Raw genomic sequence first — 18,056 nt, forward strand, 5'->3', positions numbered from 1 at the left:
TAGTTGTATTTACTAATAATTTTTAAAAAATTACCCCTAATTAACTTCTAAGTCAATAATTTCACCAAATTCACTTGTATCTACAATAAAGCTGCCATTTGTATATTGTTCAGACAAATGAATATCTTTAATGGCGCCAGATTCTTGTTGTTTATCAGAATAAATTGTGTAAGTCGTGTGCTCAGGTTGAATTACGTCAGCCGCTACAATACGATGCGGTGACTTTTTCAATTCTTTCAGTAATGTAATTCCACGTTGTGCACGTTTGGCTGTTTGTAGTACTTTGAAACCAATACGTTTTAGTGATCCTCGTTGTGTTGCCATTAAAATTGAGTTGTTTGCACTAATGACCTGTGTTAACACGGCGAAGTCTTCATCTTTTAGATTAATTGATTTAACGCCAGCTGCTCTCAATCCTGTATCAGAGAGTTCATCACTACTATAGGTTAATGACATACCTTTATTTGTAATAACAGTAATTAATTGAGTAGAGTCTATGCGCATGACATTAATAATTTCGTCATCATCTTTCACTTTCATTGCAACGAGAGGTTTATTGAATCGTGATGTTTTAAACATAGAAACATTACTGCGTTTAATCATTCCATGACGCGTAGCTAAAATATAAAATGCGTCTGGTTTAAAATCACTTTCGCAATACGCATCGATGATAAATTCACCTTCATCAAGTGGCACAATTTGAGAAACATGTTGACCTAATTCTTTCCATTTAATTTCAGCTAATTTATGTACTGGAATAAATAGATAACGCCCTTTATTAGTAAAGACCAATGCAGTATCAAGTGTATTGACTTCTTGATGTTTCATAAGTACATCACCGTCTTTTACACCAATTTCATTTACGCCACTGGCATTATAACTACGTAATGAAGTGCGTTTTATATAACCGTGTTTTGTAACACTCATAATAACCGTTTCACTAGGAATCATAACTTCTTTATCAATTTTAATTTCAGAAATCTCTGCTTCTATTGAAGACAAACGCCCTTGTTTAAAACGATTGCGAATTTCTGTTAATTCTTCTTTTATTACATTTAAAAGTGCACTATGATCATCTAAAATATTTTTTAAACGTCCAATTAGTGATTTTAATTCATCGTGCTCTTCTTGTAGTTGCACAATATCTGTGTTCGTTAAACGATATAATTGTAGTGTTACGATCGCTTCGGCCTGTGCCTCTGTAAAATCAAATTCAGCGACTAAGTTGTCTTTAGCATCTTTTTTATTCTTAGAAGCTCTAATTAACTTGATAACTTCATCTAAAATAGATAATGCTTTCATAAGACCTTCAACAATATGCATTCTGCTTTCAGCATGATCTAATTCATAACGTGTACGTTTAGTCACAACATCAATTTGATGATTTAAATAACTATCAATAAATTGACGAATCCCCATTAATACTGGTCTACCTTCACTAATAGCAACCATATTAAAGTTATAAGCAACTTGTAAATCTGTATTTTTGTATAAGTAATTTAATACAGCTTCACTATTTACGTCCTTTTTCAATTCAATGGCAATACGTAATCCAGTACGGTCTGTCTCATCTCTTACCTCAACAATACCATCCACTTTTTTATCAGCACGTAATTCATCCATCTTTTTAACAAGTGAACTCTTATTCACTTCATATGGGACTTCAGTAACAATTAATTGCTTTCTGCCATTTCTTAATTCTTCATCTTCGACTTTTGAACGAACAATAATTTTACCTTTACCAGTTTCATAAGCTTTTTTTATACCATCTATACCTTGTATAATGCCACCTGTTGGGAAATCTGGTCCTTTAACATACTTCATCAACTGAGCTACTGTGATATCAGGATTATCGATAAATTTAAGTGTAGCCTGAATCACCTCACCCAAATTATGTGGTGGAATATCTGTTGCATAACCAGCAGAAATACCCGTACTTCCGTTAATTAATAAATTAGGTAACCTTGCTGGTAATACCATCGGTTCCAAAGTAGTATCATCATAGTTTGGCATGAATGGTACTGTTTCTTTATTAATATCTCTTAAAAGTTCTTCAGAAATACGACTTAACTTAGCTTCTGTATAACGCATTGCTGCAGCCGGGTCATTGTCGATACTACCGTTATTCCCTTGCATTTCTATGAGCACATGACACAGCTTCCATCCCTGACTGAGTCTTACCATAGCATCATACACAGATGAGTCGCCATGAGGGTGATACTGTCCAATTACGTCACCGACTGTTTTAGCACTTTTACGGAAATTTTTATCATATGTGTTACCACTAGAATACATAGCATACAAAATACGTCTTTGAACAGGTTTGAGCCCATCACGAACGTCTGGCAATGCACGCTCTTGAATGATGTATTTACTATATCTACCAAAACGATCGCCAATAACATCTTCTAGCGATAAATCTTGAATTATTTCACTCAATTGATTTCCTCCTCATTAGGATGTTCCTGTTCTAAAATTTGGATTTCATTATTGTCTAATATACTTTGTTCTTCTTGTAATCCAAATTCAACATGGTTTTCTATCCATTCACGTCTAGGCGCAACTTTGTCACCCATTAATGTTGTTACACGTTTAGAAGAACGTAATTCATCTTCAACTTGAACTCTGATGAGTGTTCTTGTATCTGGGTTCATTGTCGTTTCCCATAATTGATCAGCGTTCATTTCACCTAAACCTTTATAACGTTGTAATGAGAAACCTTTGCCTAATTTTTTTTGTAATTTTTCTAATTCTTCATCAGTCCATGCGTATTCGATTTTTCTTGAGGCGCCTTTCCCTTTTTCTAATTTATAGAGGGGGGGTAAGGCAATAAATACCCTTCCAGCTTCTACAAGTGGTTTCATATATTTAAAGAAAAATGTTAATAACAGTACTTGTATATGTGCACCATCCGTATCCGCATCAGTCATAATAATTATTCTGTTATAATTACTATCTTCAATTTTAAATTCATTACCAACACCAGCACCAATAGTATGAATAATCGTATTAATTTCTTCATTTTTAAATATGTCATCTAGACGTGCTTTTTCTGTGTTAATGACTTTACCTCTTAAAGGCAGAATAGCCTGGTATTTACGATCTCTACCTAATTTTGCTGAACCACCTGCTGAGTCACCCTCAACAAGATAAAGTTCTTTCTTCTCAGTATTTTTACTTTGAGCTGGTGTTAATTTACCTGAAAGTAAAGTATCTTTACGTTTATTTTTCTTACCGGAACGTGCATCTTCACGAGCTTTACGCGCAGCTTCTCTAGCTTGTTGTGCTTTCAGCGCTTTTTTAACAAGTGATTTTGATAACTGACCTTTTTCTTCTAAATAATATGGAAGTTTGTCTGCTACTACAGAATCCACTGCACTTCTAGCTTCTGGTGTACCCAATTTAGACTTTGTTTGTCCTTCAAATTGAAGTAACTCTTCCGGAATACGGATGGAAATAATAGCTGTTAACCCTTCTCTAATATCATTTCCATCTAAATTTTTATCTTTTTCTTTTAGTTCATTAATACGGCGTGCATAATCATTAAATACACGTGTCATTGCAGATTTGAAGCCAACTTCATGTGTACCCCCGTCTTTTGTACGCACATTATTAACGAAGCTCAAAATACCTTCTGAATATTGATCATTGTATTGGAATGCAACTTCAACTTCGATATTATTAGCTTCACCAGAAAAGTCGGCTACATCATGTAAAACTTCTTTGCCTTCATTAACATAAGCAACGAATTCTTTAATACCATCTTCATAGTGAAAAACATCTTCACGTTCTTTTCCAGCTCTTAAGTCTTTCAATGTTATTTTAAGACGCTTTAGTAAAAAAGCTGACTCCTGAAGTCGCTCACTTAAAACATCATAATTAAAAGATGTTGCTGATTTAAATATCTCTGGATCTGGTTTAAATGTCACCTTAGTTCCAGTCTTTTTAGTCTTCCCGTGTTTAACCAAACCAGTTGTTGGTTTACCACCTTGTGCAAAACTTTGAGTATAGATATTGCCATCTCTGTATATTTCTACTTCTAACCATTCACTTAATGCATTAACAACGGAGGCACCAACACCATGTAATCCACCTGATGTTTTATATCCGCCTTGTCCAAATTTTCCACCAGCATGAAGTATTGTGAAAATGACTTGTACTGTAGGTTTTCCAGATGTATGTATACCTGTTGGCATCCCACGACCATTATCTTCAATTGTAATGCTTTCATCTTTATTAATTGTAACTTGGATTTCGCTACCAAAACCATTTAATACTTCATCGACGGAATTATCGACAACTTCATATACTAGATGATGTAATCCACGTTTATCGGTAGAACCAATATACATCCCAGGTCTTTTTCTTACGGCCTCTAATCCCTCAAGTACCTGAATGGAATCATCCGAATAATTATTTTTCTTATTCATTGCCAATCGTTTCGCCCTCCTACAAACGTACGTTCGTTTTTAAAACTATACATTAGTTATTCTTATATAAATCTTGATAAAATGCAAGTATCAAATGAATTTTCAATTGAGAAATAATACCCATTTTAAATTTTCATTCGTATTATCCTATGCTTATATGGTAAAATAATTTTAATGTCATTAAAGGATGTGGATTATATATGATGATTGTAATCATGTTAATACTAAGTTACCTTATCGGTGCTTTCCCAAGTGGCTATGTAATAGGTAAACTATTTTTCAAAAAAGATATCCGTCAATTCGGAAGTGGTAACACTGGGGCAACAAACAGCTTTAGAGTATTAGGAAAACCTGCTGGATTTCTTGTAACTTTCCTAGATATATTTAAAGGGTTCATTGTAGTGTTCTTTCCACTATGGTTACCTGTCCAAGCTGAAGGCCCAATAACTACATTTTTCACAAATGGACTTATTGTTGGTGCTTTTGCAATTTTAGGCCATGTATATCCAGTTTATCTTGGATTCAAAGGAGGAAAAGCCGTTGCAACAAGTGCTGGTGTCATACTAGGTGTCAATCCTGTCTTATTATTAATATTAGCAGCAATTTTCTTTGGAATATTATATTTAACAAAATATGTATCGTTATCAAGTATCATTGCATCTATTTGTTGCGTCATTGGTGCATTATTAATTCGAGACTATATCCTATTTATTGTTAGTATTGGTGTCGGTGTATTGCTCATTATTAGACATCGAACTAATATTGTAAGGATATTTAAGGGTGAAGAACCTAAAATTAAATGGATGTAACTATTACAATAGTCGTTCTACAAAATAATATGTTGTAAACAAAATTTGAGCTGGGGCGTTAATGCCTCCAGCTTTTTTATATCACATATTGAATCGTAAGATTTAAACACAGCTTTATGATCATTAATTCTATTATACTACTTATATGTATCATTATCATGCGTTATATATATTTCTCCGCATTGTAGAATGATTTGACATAACTAATTGAAAAATTATGTTATACTACTTTTAATATTACTGAAAGTGGGTAATATATAAAAATACTAATTCAATTTAGTTGCCAATAGTCATAAGTTAAGTACTTGTGAACCGAAAGGAGACTTTTATTATGGAAATAGAACTTTCAAATAATGCCGTGTCTTGGTTTAAAGAAGAACTTGAATTACCTGAAGGTGACAAAGTCTTACAATTCTTTGTACGTTATGGTGGCGAATTCCAATTAAAACAAGGATTCAGTCCTGCATTTAGCGTTGACAAAAAAGAGGATGTTGAAATTGGTTATGAAAATCATTACGACGGTTTAGATGTCGTAATTGCTGAAAAAGATTTATGGTATTTTGAAGACCATAATTTATTTATTGACGTAAATGATGGCATTGATGAAATTTCATATGCTACAAAATAACCTATATAATAAAAAGCGCCTGGCTCAAGTGTCAGACGCTTTTTATTATATATAGATATAGATATTAACCACTTCGTTTTATAAGCCGTTTATGACCTCTAAGCACTCTCCAGCCTTGTTTCTTTTATCAACTTCACTATAAGTTGCATGCCACTCAGGGAAATATTTATCTAATCTAATTGGTTTGAAATCTTCTTTTTTTATACAAGTCAATGCCGTTGAACCTGTTGTTGCAAGTTCCCCTGCTTCATTATAGATTTCATATTTATATATGGATCGCAAACGTGAATATCTTTCAACCCATGTTTTTATTGTTACTTTTTCCGGATAAAAGATCGATTTAATATACTTGATATCTAAATCGATTACTGGCGAAATAATACCACTATCTTCCATATCCTTATAACTAAAACCTAGTTTAGAAATATAATCTGTTCTTGCTACTTCAAACCACGTAGGATAATTACCATGATAGATTACACCCATTTGATCAGTTTCTGAATAACGTGCTTCAATTTGTGTCATACTGTAAATCATTTTTGCATCCTCTTTTCAATATTTCTACTGATACATATCATACCTTAAATATTAACATAAAAAAGATGGACTAGCATATGGCCAGTCCATCAGTAAACTTATTATACAGGTTTGTTTTTTTATTGTTGTCCAGCTAGCTTATTTCTTAATACAAGTTGTAAGATACCACCATGACGATAGTAATCCATTTCTACATTTGAGTCGAAACGAGCAATAGCTTTAAATTCAATTACCTCACCATTGTCTTTTTTAGCTTGTACTTTAACTAAGTCGTGTGGCTTAACATTTTCATCAATGTCTACAGAGATAACTTCAGTACCATCGATACCTAAACTATCAGCTGATTCGCCCTCTTGGAATTGTAGCGGCAATACGCCCATCATTACTAAGTTTGAACGGTGAATACGTTCGTAACTCTGCGCAATAACTGTTTTAACGCCTAATAAGTTTGTACCTTTGGCTGCCCAGTCACGTGAAGAACCCATACCGTAGTCGTTACCTGCTAATACAACTAATCCAGTACCGTTTTCTTTATATTTCATAGCTGCATCAAATATAGACATTTGTTCACCTGTAGGCCAGTAAGTAGTATAGCCACCTTCAGTACCAGGTGCAAGTTGGTTTTTAATACGAATATTCGCAAATGTACCACGCACCATAACTTCATGGTTACCACGACGAGAACCATATGAGTTAAATTGACGAATTGGCACGCCATGTTCAATTAAATATTTACCTGCTGGTGTATCTTTACCAATCGCACCTGCTGGAGAAATATGGTCTGTCGTTACAGAATCACCAAATTTACCCATTACTCGTAAATTATTTAATGAATCAATTGTTCCTGGTTCTTTAGATAAACCTTGGAAAAATGAAGGATTTTGGATATAAGTTGATTCTGGATCAAAATCATATAAAGGTTGATCCGTTACATCAATTTCATTCCACATTTCGTTATTGTTATATACAGTTTCGTACTCTTCTTTAAATAAATCTGGTGTAACAACAGTATCAACTGTGTCTGAAACTTCTTTGATTGATGGCCAAATATCTTTTAGATATACATCTTCGCCATCTTTACCTTTACCAAGTGGTTCATTTTGTAAGTCAATATCTACTGTACCAGCTAAAGCATAAGCAACCACTAATTGTGGTGATGCTAAATAGTTAGCTTTAACTAATGGATGAATACGACCTTCAAAGTTACGGTTACCTGATAAAACAGAAGTAACAAGTAAATCTTCTTCAGCAATCGCTTTTTCAATTTCTTCTAATAATGGACCAGAGTTACCGATACATGTTGTACAACCATAACCAACAAGGTTGAATCCTAAGTCATCAAGATATTCATTTAAACCAGAATCTCTTAAATAACCAGTAACAACTTTTGAACCTGGAGCTAATGATGTTTTAACATATTCAGGTACTTTAAGACCTTTTTCAACTGCTTTTTTAGCAACAAGTCCAGCACCTAACATAACATATGGGTTAGATGTATTCGTACATGAAGTAATCGCAGCGATCGCTAAATCACCCGTCTTCATAGTTGTTGAAGTGCCATCTTTAAATTCAATTGTTGCAGTTTTATCAAATTCACTCTTATCAAAACCATGACCTTGGTTACCCGCTGGTGCAGTTACTGATTTTTCGAATTCTTTTTTCATGTCACTCAAGAAGATTAAATCTTGTGGACGTTTAGGACCTGATAATGAAGCTTCAACAGTAGCTAAATCAAGTTCTACAACATCTGTGTACTCAGGATCTTCTTTTTCTACAGTAAAGAACATGCTATTTTCTTCTAAATATGTTTTAACTAAGTCAATTTGTTCTTCAGAACGACCTGTTAAACGCATATATTTTAATGCTTCTTCATCTACTGGGAAGAAACCACAAGTAGCACCGTATTCAGGAGCCATATTAGCAATTGTTGCACGGTCAGCTAATGGTAAATGTTGTACACCTGGACCGAAGAACTCAACAAATTTGCCTACAACGCCTTTTTTACGTAACTCTTGTGTTACACGTAATGCTAAGTCCGTTGCAGTAGCACCTTGTGGTAAAGCATTTGATAGTCTAACACCAATAACTTCAGGAATTGGGAAGTATGAAGGTTGACCTAACATACCAGCTTCGGCTTCAATACCACCGACACCCCAACCTAATACGCCAAGACCGTTAATCATTGTCGTATGTGAATCGGTACCAACTAATGTATCTGGGAATGCAACAGTTTCACCATCAACTTCACGTGCATGTACAACGTTAGCTAGGTACTCTAAGTTAACTTGGTGTACGATACCCGTTGCTGGTGGAACAGCACTATAATTATTAAATGCTTTAGTTGCCCAATTTAAGAACTGGTAACGTTCATAGTTTCTTTCAAACTCTAATTTCATATTTCGTTCTAGCGCTTCTGGATTAGCATAGCTATCTACTTGTACTGAGTGGTCGATAACTAAATCAACAGGCACTTCTGGATTGATCTTATTTAAGTCGCCACCTACATCATTCATGGCTTTACGTAATGAAGCTAAGTCTACGACAGCAGGTACACCTGTGAAATCTTGTAGAATTACACGTGAAGGTTTGAAAGGAACTTCTCCTTCTGCACCTTCAGTAAAATCAGATAACGCTTTGATGTGTTCATCTGTAATTACAAAACCATCTTCTTGTCTTAAAACAGATTCTAGTAATACTCTAATTGAATATGGCAGTTTCGCTACTTTAGTTAAACCTTGTTCTTCTAAAGTGTTTAAATCATAATACGTGTATGATTTCCCATTTAAGTCAAACGATTTTTTCGCTTGCTGTTTAATATTAGAAGCCATATAAATCCCCCTTGAATTTTTTTAATATATGCCGTTAGTTAAATTGTATAATTATATGTAGTTTAAAACAACTAGATAGAGCCAGAAACATGGCTAAATTAGATTTGATTTTTCAATCAGTATACATAAGCAAAACTTATTGCTAAATGCAGGTGTAATAAGTTATTATTATCAGTTGAGAATCATTATCAGCTAATTTCATTATCCTACAAAAAAACTGAGAACCCAATTGGATTCTCAGTTTTTGACTATTAATCAATATTATTTTTCTGCTTTTTCTGCATCTCTTAATGGTGTACGTTTTTCAATAATATCATCTTCATAATCTTCTTGTTGATGTTGTACATAATCTTGCAATCTATGTTTATTTGGTGTCAAAGTAAGTCCTAAGAACTTACGCTCTTGGTTCGCATCTTTGTAGAATGAAATCATCATCATGATCACTACAAAGGAGAACGGTAAGGCACTTATAATGGCGGCACTTTGAATCGCATTCAATGCTTCAGCACCATTACCTCCACCAGCAAATAATAATACGAATGCAATTAATGATTGTGCGATACCCCATGTAACTTTAATCATAATAGAAGGCTCTAATGAACCATTTGTCGTTTGCATACCTAATACAAATGTTGCTGAGTCAGCAGAGGTAATAAAGAATGATGCGATTAATACTAATGCAATAATAGATAGTATAATACCTAGTGGAATTTCATTGAACACACCAAAGAGTTGTGTTTCAGCAGTCATATCGAATAATTCTGGATTTTTCTTACCAGTTTCAATTCCAAGTACACCGAATACACTGAACCAAACGAAACTTACTAACGCTGGTACTAAAAGTACCCCAGCAATAAATTCACGAATAGAACGTCCTTTAGATACACGTGCAATGAAAATACCTACGAATGGGCTCCAACTTAACCACCAACCCCAATAGTAAAGTGTCCAACTAGACATCCATTCACGTTTTTGAGGGTTTAAAGCTGCAGTGTCAAACGTATTTAATAAGAATGAGTTCAACAAAGTACCTGTAGAACTTGTCATCATATTTAAAATCAATACTGTCGGTCCAATGATTAAAACAGCAATCATTAAAATTGCACCTAAACTAATATTTAAATTACTTAAATATTGGATGCCTTTACTTAAACCAGACCAAGCACTCATAATAAATAGAATAGTTACAACTACAATAATAATTGCTTGTACCCAAACATTATTTGGTATGCCAAATAAATAGTGAAGCCCACCATTGATTTGCAATGCGCCCATACCTAGTGATACGGCAACACCTACTACTGTAGCGAATACAGCAAGCACATCAATGATTGTCCCAATTGGGCCTTCAACTTTATTTCCTAAGATAGGACGTAATGTTCTAGAAATTAATCCAGGTTCCCCTTTTCTAAATTGGGCATAAGCGAGCGCTAATGCAACTACGCCATAAATTGCCCATGCATGGAATCCCCAATGGAAAAACGTTGAACGTAAGGCCTCGGTATAAGCTGCTGCAGTTTTCGGATCCGCATTTGGCGGCGCTGCAAAGTCAGCCATTGGTTCTGCTGCACCATAGAATACAAGCCCAATACCCATACCAGCACTGAACAACATAGCAAACCATGAAATTGTATTAAATTCAGGTTTGTCGTTCGGTTTACCTAACTTCAATTTACCAATCGGGCTAAAGATTAGGAAAATACAGAAGAATACAATAAACGTTGTAAGAATTAAGTAATACCATCCTAGTTTATCAGTAATCCATAGTTTAATTGTATTCGTAACATGATCAAATTGTTCCGGTAACACTGCGCCGATAATAACAACAATCGCTACGATAATCGCACTATAGATAAAAACTGGAGATAATTTCTTACCATTAGGTTGGTTACTAGAAGAATTCATAATTAATTACTCCCTTTCTTATCATATTAAATTTTCGAATCTAAATTAGAATGATTAGAATTTCTAAACACTACTATTTTATGTAATAGCTACGTATTACAATAACAAAACAATGAGTTAATATCAAATTTCATTAAATAAACTATTTTCTAAACTTTACATATAATGTATAATAAGTTTTAAATTTAATTAAGAGGAGTTAATTATATGTTAAAGGAATTCAAAGAGTTTGCACTTAAAGGTAATGTTTTAGATTTAGCAGTTGCTGTAGTTATGGGCGCAGCATTTAATAAAATTGTTACTGCTTTAGTTTCATACATTATCATGCCATTAATTGGTTTAATTTTCGGTACTGTTGACTTTGCTGAAAGCTGGTCATTTATGGGTATTAAATATGGTATGTTCGTTCAATCAATTATTGATTTCATCATCATTGCATTCGCTTTATTCATTTTCGTTAAAATTGCTAATACGTTAATGAAGAAAGAAGAGGAAGAAGAAATCGAAGAAAACACTGTATTATTAACGGAAATCCGCGACTTATTACGTGAAAAAAATTAATTCGATTTAATTAGCATAAAGCGAAAAAATTAAGCTTTTTTAAAATTTTCATAGTTCGCTCTAGTTTAAATCAAAAAAGCCAAGACATTTCAAAATGTCTTGGCTTTTTTCTTATTTAAATATATTTTTTTATACTCTATTGTTTTTTAAAATGTGTTGTACTTTGATACTGTTCTGTGGTTACTTCCAATATAAGCGGTATTCTTTGCTTGAGTTCACTTACGTGAGAAATAATCCCAACCATGCGACCCGTTGATTTTAAACTTAGCAATGTATCTAGTGCAGTTTCTAGTGTTTCCTGATCTAAAGTACCAAATCCTTCATCTACAAACATTGAATCAAGTGAAATCCCACCTGATTCTTGTTGCACAATTTCACTTAATCCCAATGCTAATGCTAATGATGCCTGAAATGTTTCTCCACCAGATAACGATGTAATGTGGCGTGATTGATTTGAATGTGCATCGAACACATCTATTTCTAGTCCACTATAGCCTTGAGATATTTGAGCTCGTCTCGTTAATTGGTATCTCTGTCCCGTCATAATTGCTAAGCGCTGATTAGCTTGAGTAAGAATACGCTCCAAGTAATATATTAATACATAATTTTCCAACGTTAATTTTTGTTCATTTTTCCCTGCTAAAATTTCTGCTAATTGAAATACTTCTTGTTGAGATTGCAATTCACTATTTAACTCATCTATAATTTTATTTATTTCAGTTATTTTTTTAGAATTAAACTCCATTTTATAGTCATGTTGACTTAATTCAGTTGAAGCTGTTTCATATACTTGTTGCATTTCTTCAAATCGTTCTTTTAGTTGTTGTGTATCATCTAGCTTCTTATTATTTGTTTCAGCTTTTAGTTGCGCTATATATAATTCGTAAGATTGTTTCTCTTTTTTGAAAGTTTCAATTTCTTTTTCTAAATTTTGCTTTTCTGATGCTTGTGCTGTTACTTTTTCAACTTGTTCTATTGATGTAAAACCAATACGTTGCATTTCCTCATTGATTTTCATATCAGTCTCATTGATTTCAGTTTCTATTTCAGCAAGGTTATTTTTTAAATAAGTTACACTATTTTTTTCTATTGCTAAAGTACTCTTATAATTTTGTATTTTTTGTTCAATTTCATTTAGCGTTTGATCAAATTGGCGTATTTGATTATAAGCATCTTCAAATTTTGTTAAAAATTCATCAACCCGTTTATAACCTGTTGTATTTTCAAAATCGTTTATCGCAGTTTCATTTTCTTTTAATATGTGTTCTTTTTTTTGAATATTCATCTGTAAATCGTGTGAACTTTTTTCATATTGTTGTAATTGGTCTTTTAATTTTTCTATTTCATTATTTTCTTCATCTATTTTTTTCTTTTCTTGATATTTCTTCTCAACTTCATCTTCTAGAGCTTCATAATTTATATTTTCCAATGAAGCTATAGTATATTTTGATAATTGCTCCTCAATGTGTGACAATTCACTTTCACATTTAATAATATCTCCTTTTACAGTAGCTATTTTTTCTTCTAATAGCGTGAGCTGTTGATGTCTTTCCATTATTTCATCAAAATCCACGTGACTCGATAATGTATGAATTTCATTACCACAGATTGGGCAAGTTTCACCAGTATGTAGAGCTGCTTGTACTGTTGCAATTACATCTTGTTTGTTGTTTAAATCTAATTTAGATTTATCAATATTATTATATTCCTCATTGAGTTGCACACGCTTTTGACTTAAATCTTTAAGATTACGTTGCTTTTGCATTTTTCTTTTCTCTAATGCATCATACTCAATTTTATCTTTTTCATTTTGCTTCAATTGTTTAATATCATTATTAAGGTTGTATATTGCTTCCGTAATTTGTTCTATCTTTCGATAATCAGGCTGACGTTGATTTAATTTAGCTGTAGTATCTTTGATTTCCTCATTTTTTTGAGTTAAATGCGCTTCTAAATCTGTAAATGCTGTTTTCGTGAACTGATAATTGTTGTAGGCATCTTTATATTTATTTGCTTTTTCAAAAAACAATTGCGTCTGTTCAATAAAACGCCTTAGTTCCTCAATATCATCTTGCTTCTCTTTAAGGTTATCCGCTTCAAGGTTACTTTGTTTTATCTTATCCTCCAAATCAAAGATACTTTTAGATTTTTCTTCAATACTTTGCGCTACTTTACCTTTTTTGGAAATTGTATTTTCTTTTACTTCTAATAAATTCGTAATGGGTCTTACTTCGTTGATTTCTGTTACACGCTTAACTTTTTCTTGGATTTCGTTTTCATTAACTAATAATGCTTCATATTTTTGTTGATTTTCATTGAGCTTATTTAAAGCATCCTCTAATTTAATATTATTATTTAAAGCATTTTCTGTACTGTTGACTTTATTTTTTAATATTTCTTTTTTCTGTTCAAAGTCATCTCGTATTATTTGTGCTTTCATTTTAAAATCTGGTAATACCTTAATGATATTGTTCGTTTGTCTAGCACTTATTACTTTATGCTCGCATAATGTTTCATCATCAAAAGTTTCCAATTCTTTCCAATGATTTTCTAAATCGTTGTACCTTTTTTCTATTTGCTCTCTTACTTCTTTTACATCATCAGATAATTTTTTTTGAATTTCTTCAAATCTCTGACTGTTAAACAGTGTTCTTAATATATCTTGTTTTTCCACACTTTTCGAGAGTAAAAATCGTTTAAATTCACCCTGTGGTAATATAAACAGTTGTCGAAATTGTTCAGCATTCACACCTAGTAGCGCTTTGATAAATTGATTACCACTATTAATTTTACTTTCTCTAAGTGCATAATCATCTTGTTCATATTGATAAACTGCTAGTTGCCCTAGTGTTTTATTTTTATTACCTTCCTTTATAAATGCACCTTGTCTTTGAATTTTAAAATATTGATTTCTTAATTTAAATTCAAATTCGACAACCATTGGTTTTTTACTTTCAGCAAAATGACTCCTTAAATCGCTTTCTTTTCTATCTTTTGTGGAAGCTTCACCAAATAATGCAAACACAATAGCATCAAATATCATCGTCTTGCCTGAACCAGTTTTTCCACTGATTAAAAAGAGTTGGTTATTTTCTACATTATTAAAATCAATTGTTTCATTTAAAAAGGGACCGAAATTAGTTAAATTCAGTTTAATGGGTCTCATTTATTTAGAACCCTCCTCAAGTAATGCTGTCATAATTTTTTCTATTTTTTTACTTTGATTCGTAGTTAAATGTTCACCCGTTATACTATTATAAAAATTATCAATTATTGTTTCATCATCTAATTTTTGAATTTCAATATTTTCATGGTGTATAGATGTATTAAAATCAAACGTCTGATTGGTTAACGCTAAAGTATTAGGATAAATTTGCTTCAAATGCATCATAGGATCACTCACATGTGACATATGCTTTAATTTAAAATGTAAATAATTTTCTTTATGTTTTACTTCTAACTTTTCTTGTATTGCATCTTCATAATTACCTTCAATCACTTCTAATTGTCTTAGAGGCTTTAATGGTATAAATTTGTCTGTTATTTTTTGATTTTTAATTTCTACTATTTTATAACCTTTTGGTTGTTTCGTTTCTGAAAATGAATATTGTAACAATGAACCACTGTAATTTATAAAATTAGATTCAATACTGAAAGGATGATGTAAATGTCCAAGCATAACTCTATCAAACTGATTAAATAGATTCTCATCAACTGACTCAACTGTACCTATAGTCAACGGCCTTTCAGATTCAGAGCGAATTCCACCTTGTACTGTTAAATGACCAACAAAAATATTCACTTTATTCTCATCTATGACTTCATGCATATATGCCAACACTCTGTTTAAAGCCTGTTGGTGTGTTTCTATAGCTTTGTCATCAAAGAAATATTGCATTTCATTTATAGTGGCAAAAGGCATTGTGTAAAAATCAACGTTCCCAATCGTTACTGGTTTATTCATATCATTAAGGTCAGTACGTATGTACATATGTGATTTTTCAAACCATTTTGAGCCATAATTTAATCTTTCCTTACTATCATGGTTACCATTAATCATAATTAAAGGAATACTCATTTCTAAATTTAATATATCAATTGTCTGTTCAAGTAATTGAATCGCATCTTTATTTGGATAACTTGTGTCATATAGATCACCCGCAATGACAATAACGTCGGGTTGTTCTAATTTCATTGCCTCAATAAATTTATCTAGTATATACGCTTGGTCTTCTAGTAACGACTTCCCATTTAATATTCGCCCTAAATGCCAATCCGCAGTATGTATGATTTTCATTATATCGCCCTCTCTTAGAACGTTTGTTCGTATTAATAGTTTATTATATTTTTCATAACGCTTCAAGTATAATAAAAGAGCCGTTTACCTTTATAGATAAACGGCAATAATTTATTGAATTAAATTACTTTTAACTTTTTTGAATTTATATAACATTGCTATTCTCCAAGGTACAATCATGCAAAATGCTAATAAGAAAAACATACCTGCAATTTCCCCTGGATCAATTTGGTTACTTATAAATATTTTGATTACTGTGCGAATTAACAACAATGATATAAGAATAATTGGAAACGCTTTTGAACGTTTCATGTAAATTTCACTACCCTGTGTTTCGAATTTAGATGTCCAAATTAATATGGTAGAAAATAATAACCCCATAATGATACATTCTAAAATCTCAGTTCCAGTTAATCTAAAATAAGGTACCACGTACATCAATGCACCTGTTGCCATAAAAAATGGAGGTAGTATAATTTTCTTTTCATTTACGGGAAATTGTTGTGCTTTCATTCTGACTATAATGACACCAATACCCATTAAAAATGCGAAAACTATTGAAAATACTAAATACAACATGCTTACACCTTCTTTGTGTTTCTACAAGATGATATTTTACCTTGGATAGTATATCACTTAATAAATTAATAATCAGTATTTATAGCCTAATTTATTATTTAATCTTCAAAATTTAAGGCTTAATGTTCATATCATGTCTTTTAGTTATGTAGAAAACGACATAGTCAAATGCTTATTCACAATATACACAAAATAAAACCAGCTTATATTTAAGCTGATTTTACTACATGTGTATTTTTATATTGCATTTATTTGTGTACATGCGGACAATGCATCGTTTAAAGTGTATCTAAGATAATTCATATCATGTAATTGCATCGCGTTATGATATTTCTTAAATGCTTCGTCGGTCGGAAAGTTAATATGCATATTTGCTAGTCGATCAAGTACTTCTTTATCTTCCATGGCATAAGCATCCTTCACTTATTACTACCTCCCTTATATTCATATTATAACAAATTACAATCTATAATCAATTATTTTTCTGAATATTCGAATTTTTATTGTTATACTCTCCTACACTAATTACGTATTCATTCTATAAATTACCTATAAGAATATATTGTAAATTGATTATTGTATTCTTATTTTTCAAAAAGAATGTTATATAACTTATTTTTAAAATTCTCAATATCCTCATTCATATATTCATCTTATAACTTTTGACTTACACTATCTGTTGGGTAGTGAATTTTATCTTTTTCATCAGTTACAGCTGTGAAGTAACCTTTGCAACTTGAATCGAATTTGGGAATTGAGTGTTACCATCGAGCAACCACTTCCTTTGATTTTTTGATGCACTTTCATAACCTTTATTATCTACATTTGTAGTATTAAGAAAAGGTATATTTTCATCATCTGAAATTATTATTTTCAAAAACATTCCAAATGCTTTTAATTCATAATTTTGTACCCGAATAATGAAAAAGAAGTTATGAAATACTAAACAATGTATTTATAAATGCGATTTAAAAATTCATAGTCATTTTGCCACTGTGTTGCCAGAGCAAAAAATAAGGGCTGAAAGTTACTTTTTACAAGTAGCTCCCAGCCCTTTAATGATGTTCTATTTAGATTTTTTCAATTGATCTTGTTGATTTTTATTCATCATTGTCATCATTTGATTTATTTTCTTTTGAGAAGGTTTTTGACCCATTTGCATCATCATCATTCGTAGCATTTCTTCATTGATTGGTGGGTTCTTTTTAAGATAATCCATCATATATTTTCTTGCAAGGAAAAATCCACCTACTAAACCTAAAATTAATGCTAACACGATTAATACGATTGCTAACCAAGTTGCCATTGTTTCACCCACTTTCCTATCCTAATGAATTTTACTAAAATTAGTGCTCATTTTCAAGAGCAACTCTATTTATATATATTATCGATTCATGTATTATATCAATTTCAAAATCAATTTGTAAATATAAGCTTATTTTAATTATAAAATAAAAAATGGTATGAGAACTTAAGTTCTCA

General features: G+C 32.0%; 13 protein-coding genes. 3 read left to right on the top strand and 10 right to left on the bottom strand.

Annotation, left to right across the window (positions count from 1 at the left end; genetic code table 11):
• Positions 1-36 precede the first annotated feature (36 nt).
• Both parC and parE read right to left on the bottom strand, forming a co-directional pair.
• Positions 37-2,439, bottom strand: coding sequence for a DNA topoisomerase IV subunit A (gene parC / locus SSP_RS07120; protein ID WP_011303177.1), 2,403 nt, complete (start codon positions 2,437-2,439; stop codon positions 37-39).
• The gene (gene parE / locus SSP_RS07125; protein ID WP_103301490.1) at positions 2,436-4,430 is read right to left on the bottom strand and encodes a DNA topoisomerase IV subunit B; all 1,995 of its coding nucleotides are present in this window, start codon (positions 4,428-4,430) and stop codon (positions 2,436-2,438) included. The genes parC and parE overlap by 4 nt, the downstream gene beginning before the upstream one ends.
• 200 nt (positions 4,431-4,630) lie before the next feature.
• Between parE and plsY the strand changes: the two genes are divergently transcribed.
• Complete coding sequence (gene plsY / locus SSP_RS07130; protein WP_002483371.1) at positions 4,631-5,239, top strand: glycerol-3-phosphate 1-O-acyltransferase PlsY; 609 nt, start codon at positions 4,631-4,633, stop codon at positions 5,237-5,239.
• Positions 5,240-5,570: 331 nt separating this feature from the next.
• Complete coding sequence (locus SSP_RS07135; RefSeq protein WP_002483372.1) at positions 5,571-5,867, top strand: HesB/YadR/YfhF family protein; 297 nt, start codon at positions 5,571-5,573, stop codon at positions 5,865-5,867.
• 78 nt (positions 5,868-5,945) lie between these two features.
• Here the strand turns inward: SSP_RS07135 and menI are convergent, their stop codons facing one another.
• The 3 genes from menI to SSP_RS07150 all read right to left on the bottom strand — a co-directional run bounded on the left by menI (position 5,946) and on the right by SSP_RS07150 (position 11,137).
• Positions 5,946-6,404, bottom strand: a complete 459-nt coding sequence (menI, locus tag SSP_RS07140; protein ID WP_011303179.1) for a 1,4-dihydroxy-2-naphthoyl-CoA hydrolase MenI — start codon at positions 6,402-6,404, stop codon at positions 5,946-5,948.
• Positions 6,405-6,523: 119 nt separating this feature from the next.
• Complete coding sequence (acnA, locus tag SSP_RS07145) at positions 6,524-9,232, bottom strand: aconitate hydratase AcnA (protein ID WP_011303180.1); 2,709 nt, start codon at positions 9,230-9,232, stop codon at positions 6,524-6,526.
• Positions 9,233-9,493: 261 nt separating this feature from the next.
• Positions 9,494-11,137 carry a BCCT family transporter gene (locus SSP_RS07150; RefSeq protein WP_011303181.1) on the bottom strand — a complete coding sequence of 548 codons (1,644 nt, stop codon included), beginning with the start codon at positions 11,135-11,137 and terminating at the stop codon, positions 9,494-9,496.
• Positions 11,138-11,344: 207 nt separating this feature from the next.
• On the opposite strand from SSP_RS07150, the gene mscL reads away from it, so the two are divergent.
• On the top strand, positions 11,345-11,698 hold the full coding sequence (mscL, locus tag SSP_RS07155; RefSeq protein ID WP_011303182.1) for a large conductance mechanosensitive channel protein MscL: 354 nt from the start codon (positions 11,345-11,347) through the stop codon (positions 11,696-11,698).
• Positions 11,699-11,834: 136 nt separating this feature from the next.
• Here mscL and sbcC read toward each other — a convergent pair whose 3' ends face one another.
• From sbcC to SSP_RS07180, 5 genes are all read right to left on the bottom strand, one after another.
• Positions 11,835-14,864: an exonuclease subunit SbcC gene (gene sbcC, locus SSP_RS07160; protein ID WP_011303183.1), complete on the bottom strand. Its 3,030-nt coding sequence runs from the start codon at positions 14,862-14,864 to the stop codon at positions 11,835-11,837.
• Entirely contained in the window at positions 14,865-15,995 is a 1,131-nt protein-coding gene (gene sbcD / locus SSP_RS07165; RefSeq protein ID WP_011303184.1) for an exonuclease subunit SbcD, read from the bottom strand. It lies immediately after the preceding gene.
• 111 nt (positions 15,996-16,106) lie between these two features.
• Complete coding sequence (locus tag SSP_RS07170; protein ID WP_011303185.1) at positions 16,107-16,574, bottom strand: CcdC family protein; 468 nt, start codon at positions 16,572-16,574, stop codon at positions 16,107-16,109.
• A gap of 237 nt (positions 16,575-16,811) precedes the next feature.
• Entirely contained in the window at positions 16,812-16,997 is a 186-nt protein-coding gene (locus tag SSP_RS07175) for a hypothetical protein (RefSeq protein ID WP_011303186.1), read from the bottom strand.
• A 643-nt stretch (positions 16,998-17,640) separates the two neighbouring features.
• Complete coding sequence (locus SSP_RS07180) at positions 17,641-17,880, bottom strand: YneF family protein (protein ID WP_011303187.1); 240 nt, start codon at positions 17,878-17,880, stop codon at positions 17,641-17,643.
• Positions 17,881-18,056 lie beyond the last annotated feature (176 nt).

This window comes from Staphylococcus saprophyticus subsp. saprophyticus ATCC 15305 = NCTC 7292 (genome assembly GCF_000010125.1).
GTDB classification, from domain to species: domain Bacteria; phylum Bacillota; class Bacilli; order Staphylococcales; family Staphylococcaceae; genus Staphylococcus; species Staphylococcus saprophyticus.

Coding starts and splice junctions, on each gene's coding strand:
- plsY (WP_002483371.1), top strand. CDS start 4,631: ATGATGATTGTAATCATGTTAATACTAAGTTACCTTATCGGTGCTTTC.
- menI (WP_011303179.1), bottom strand. CDS start 6,404: ATGATTTACAGTATGACACAAATTGAAGCACGTTATTCAGAAACTGAT.
- SSP_RS07180 (WP_011303187.1), bottom strand. CDS start 17,880: ATGGCAACTTGGTTAGCAATCGTATTAATCGTGTTAGCATTAATTTTA.
- parE (WP_103301490.1), bottom strand. CDS start 4,430: ATGAATAAGAAAAATAATTATTCGGATGATTCCATTCAGGTACTTGAG.
- mscL (WP_011303182.1), top strand. CDS start 11,345: ATGTTAAAGGAATTCAAAGAGTTTGCACTTAAAGGTAATGTTTTAGAT.
- acnA (WP_011303180.1), bottom strand. CDS start 9,232: ATGGCTTCTAATATTAAACAGCAAGCGAAAAAATCGTTTGACTTAAAT.
- sbcC (WP_011303183.1), bottom strand. CDS start 14,864: ATGAGACCCATTAAACTGAATTTAACTAATTTCGGTCCCTTTTTAAAT.
- SSP_RS07135 (WP_002483372.1), top strand. CDS start 5,571: ATGGAAATAGAACTTTCAAATAATGCCGTGTCTTGGTTTAAAGAAGAA.
- sbcD (WP_011303184.1), bottom strand. CDS start 15,995: ATGAAAATCATACATACTGCGGATTGGCATTTAGGGCGAATATTAAAT.
- SSP_RS07170 (WP_011303185.1), bottom strand. CDS start 16,574: ATGTTGTATTTAGTATTTTCAATAGTTTTCGCATTTTTAATGGGTATT.
- SSP_RS07150 (WP_011303181.1), bottom strand. CDS start 11,137: ATGAATTCTTCTAGTAACCAACCTAATGGTAAGAAATTATCTCCAGTT.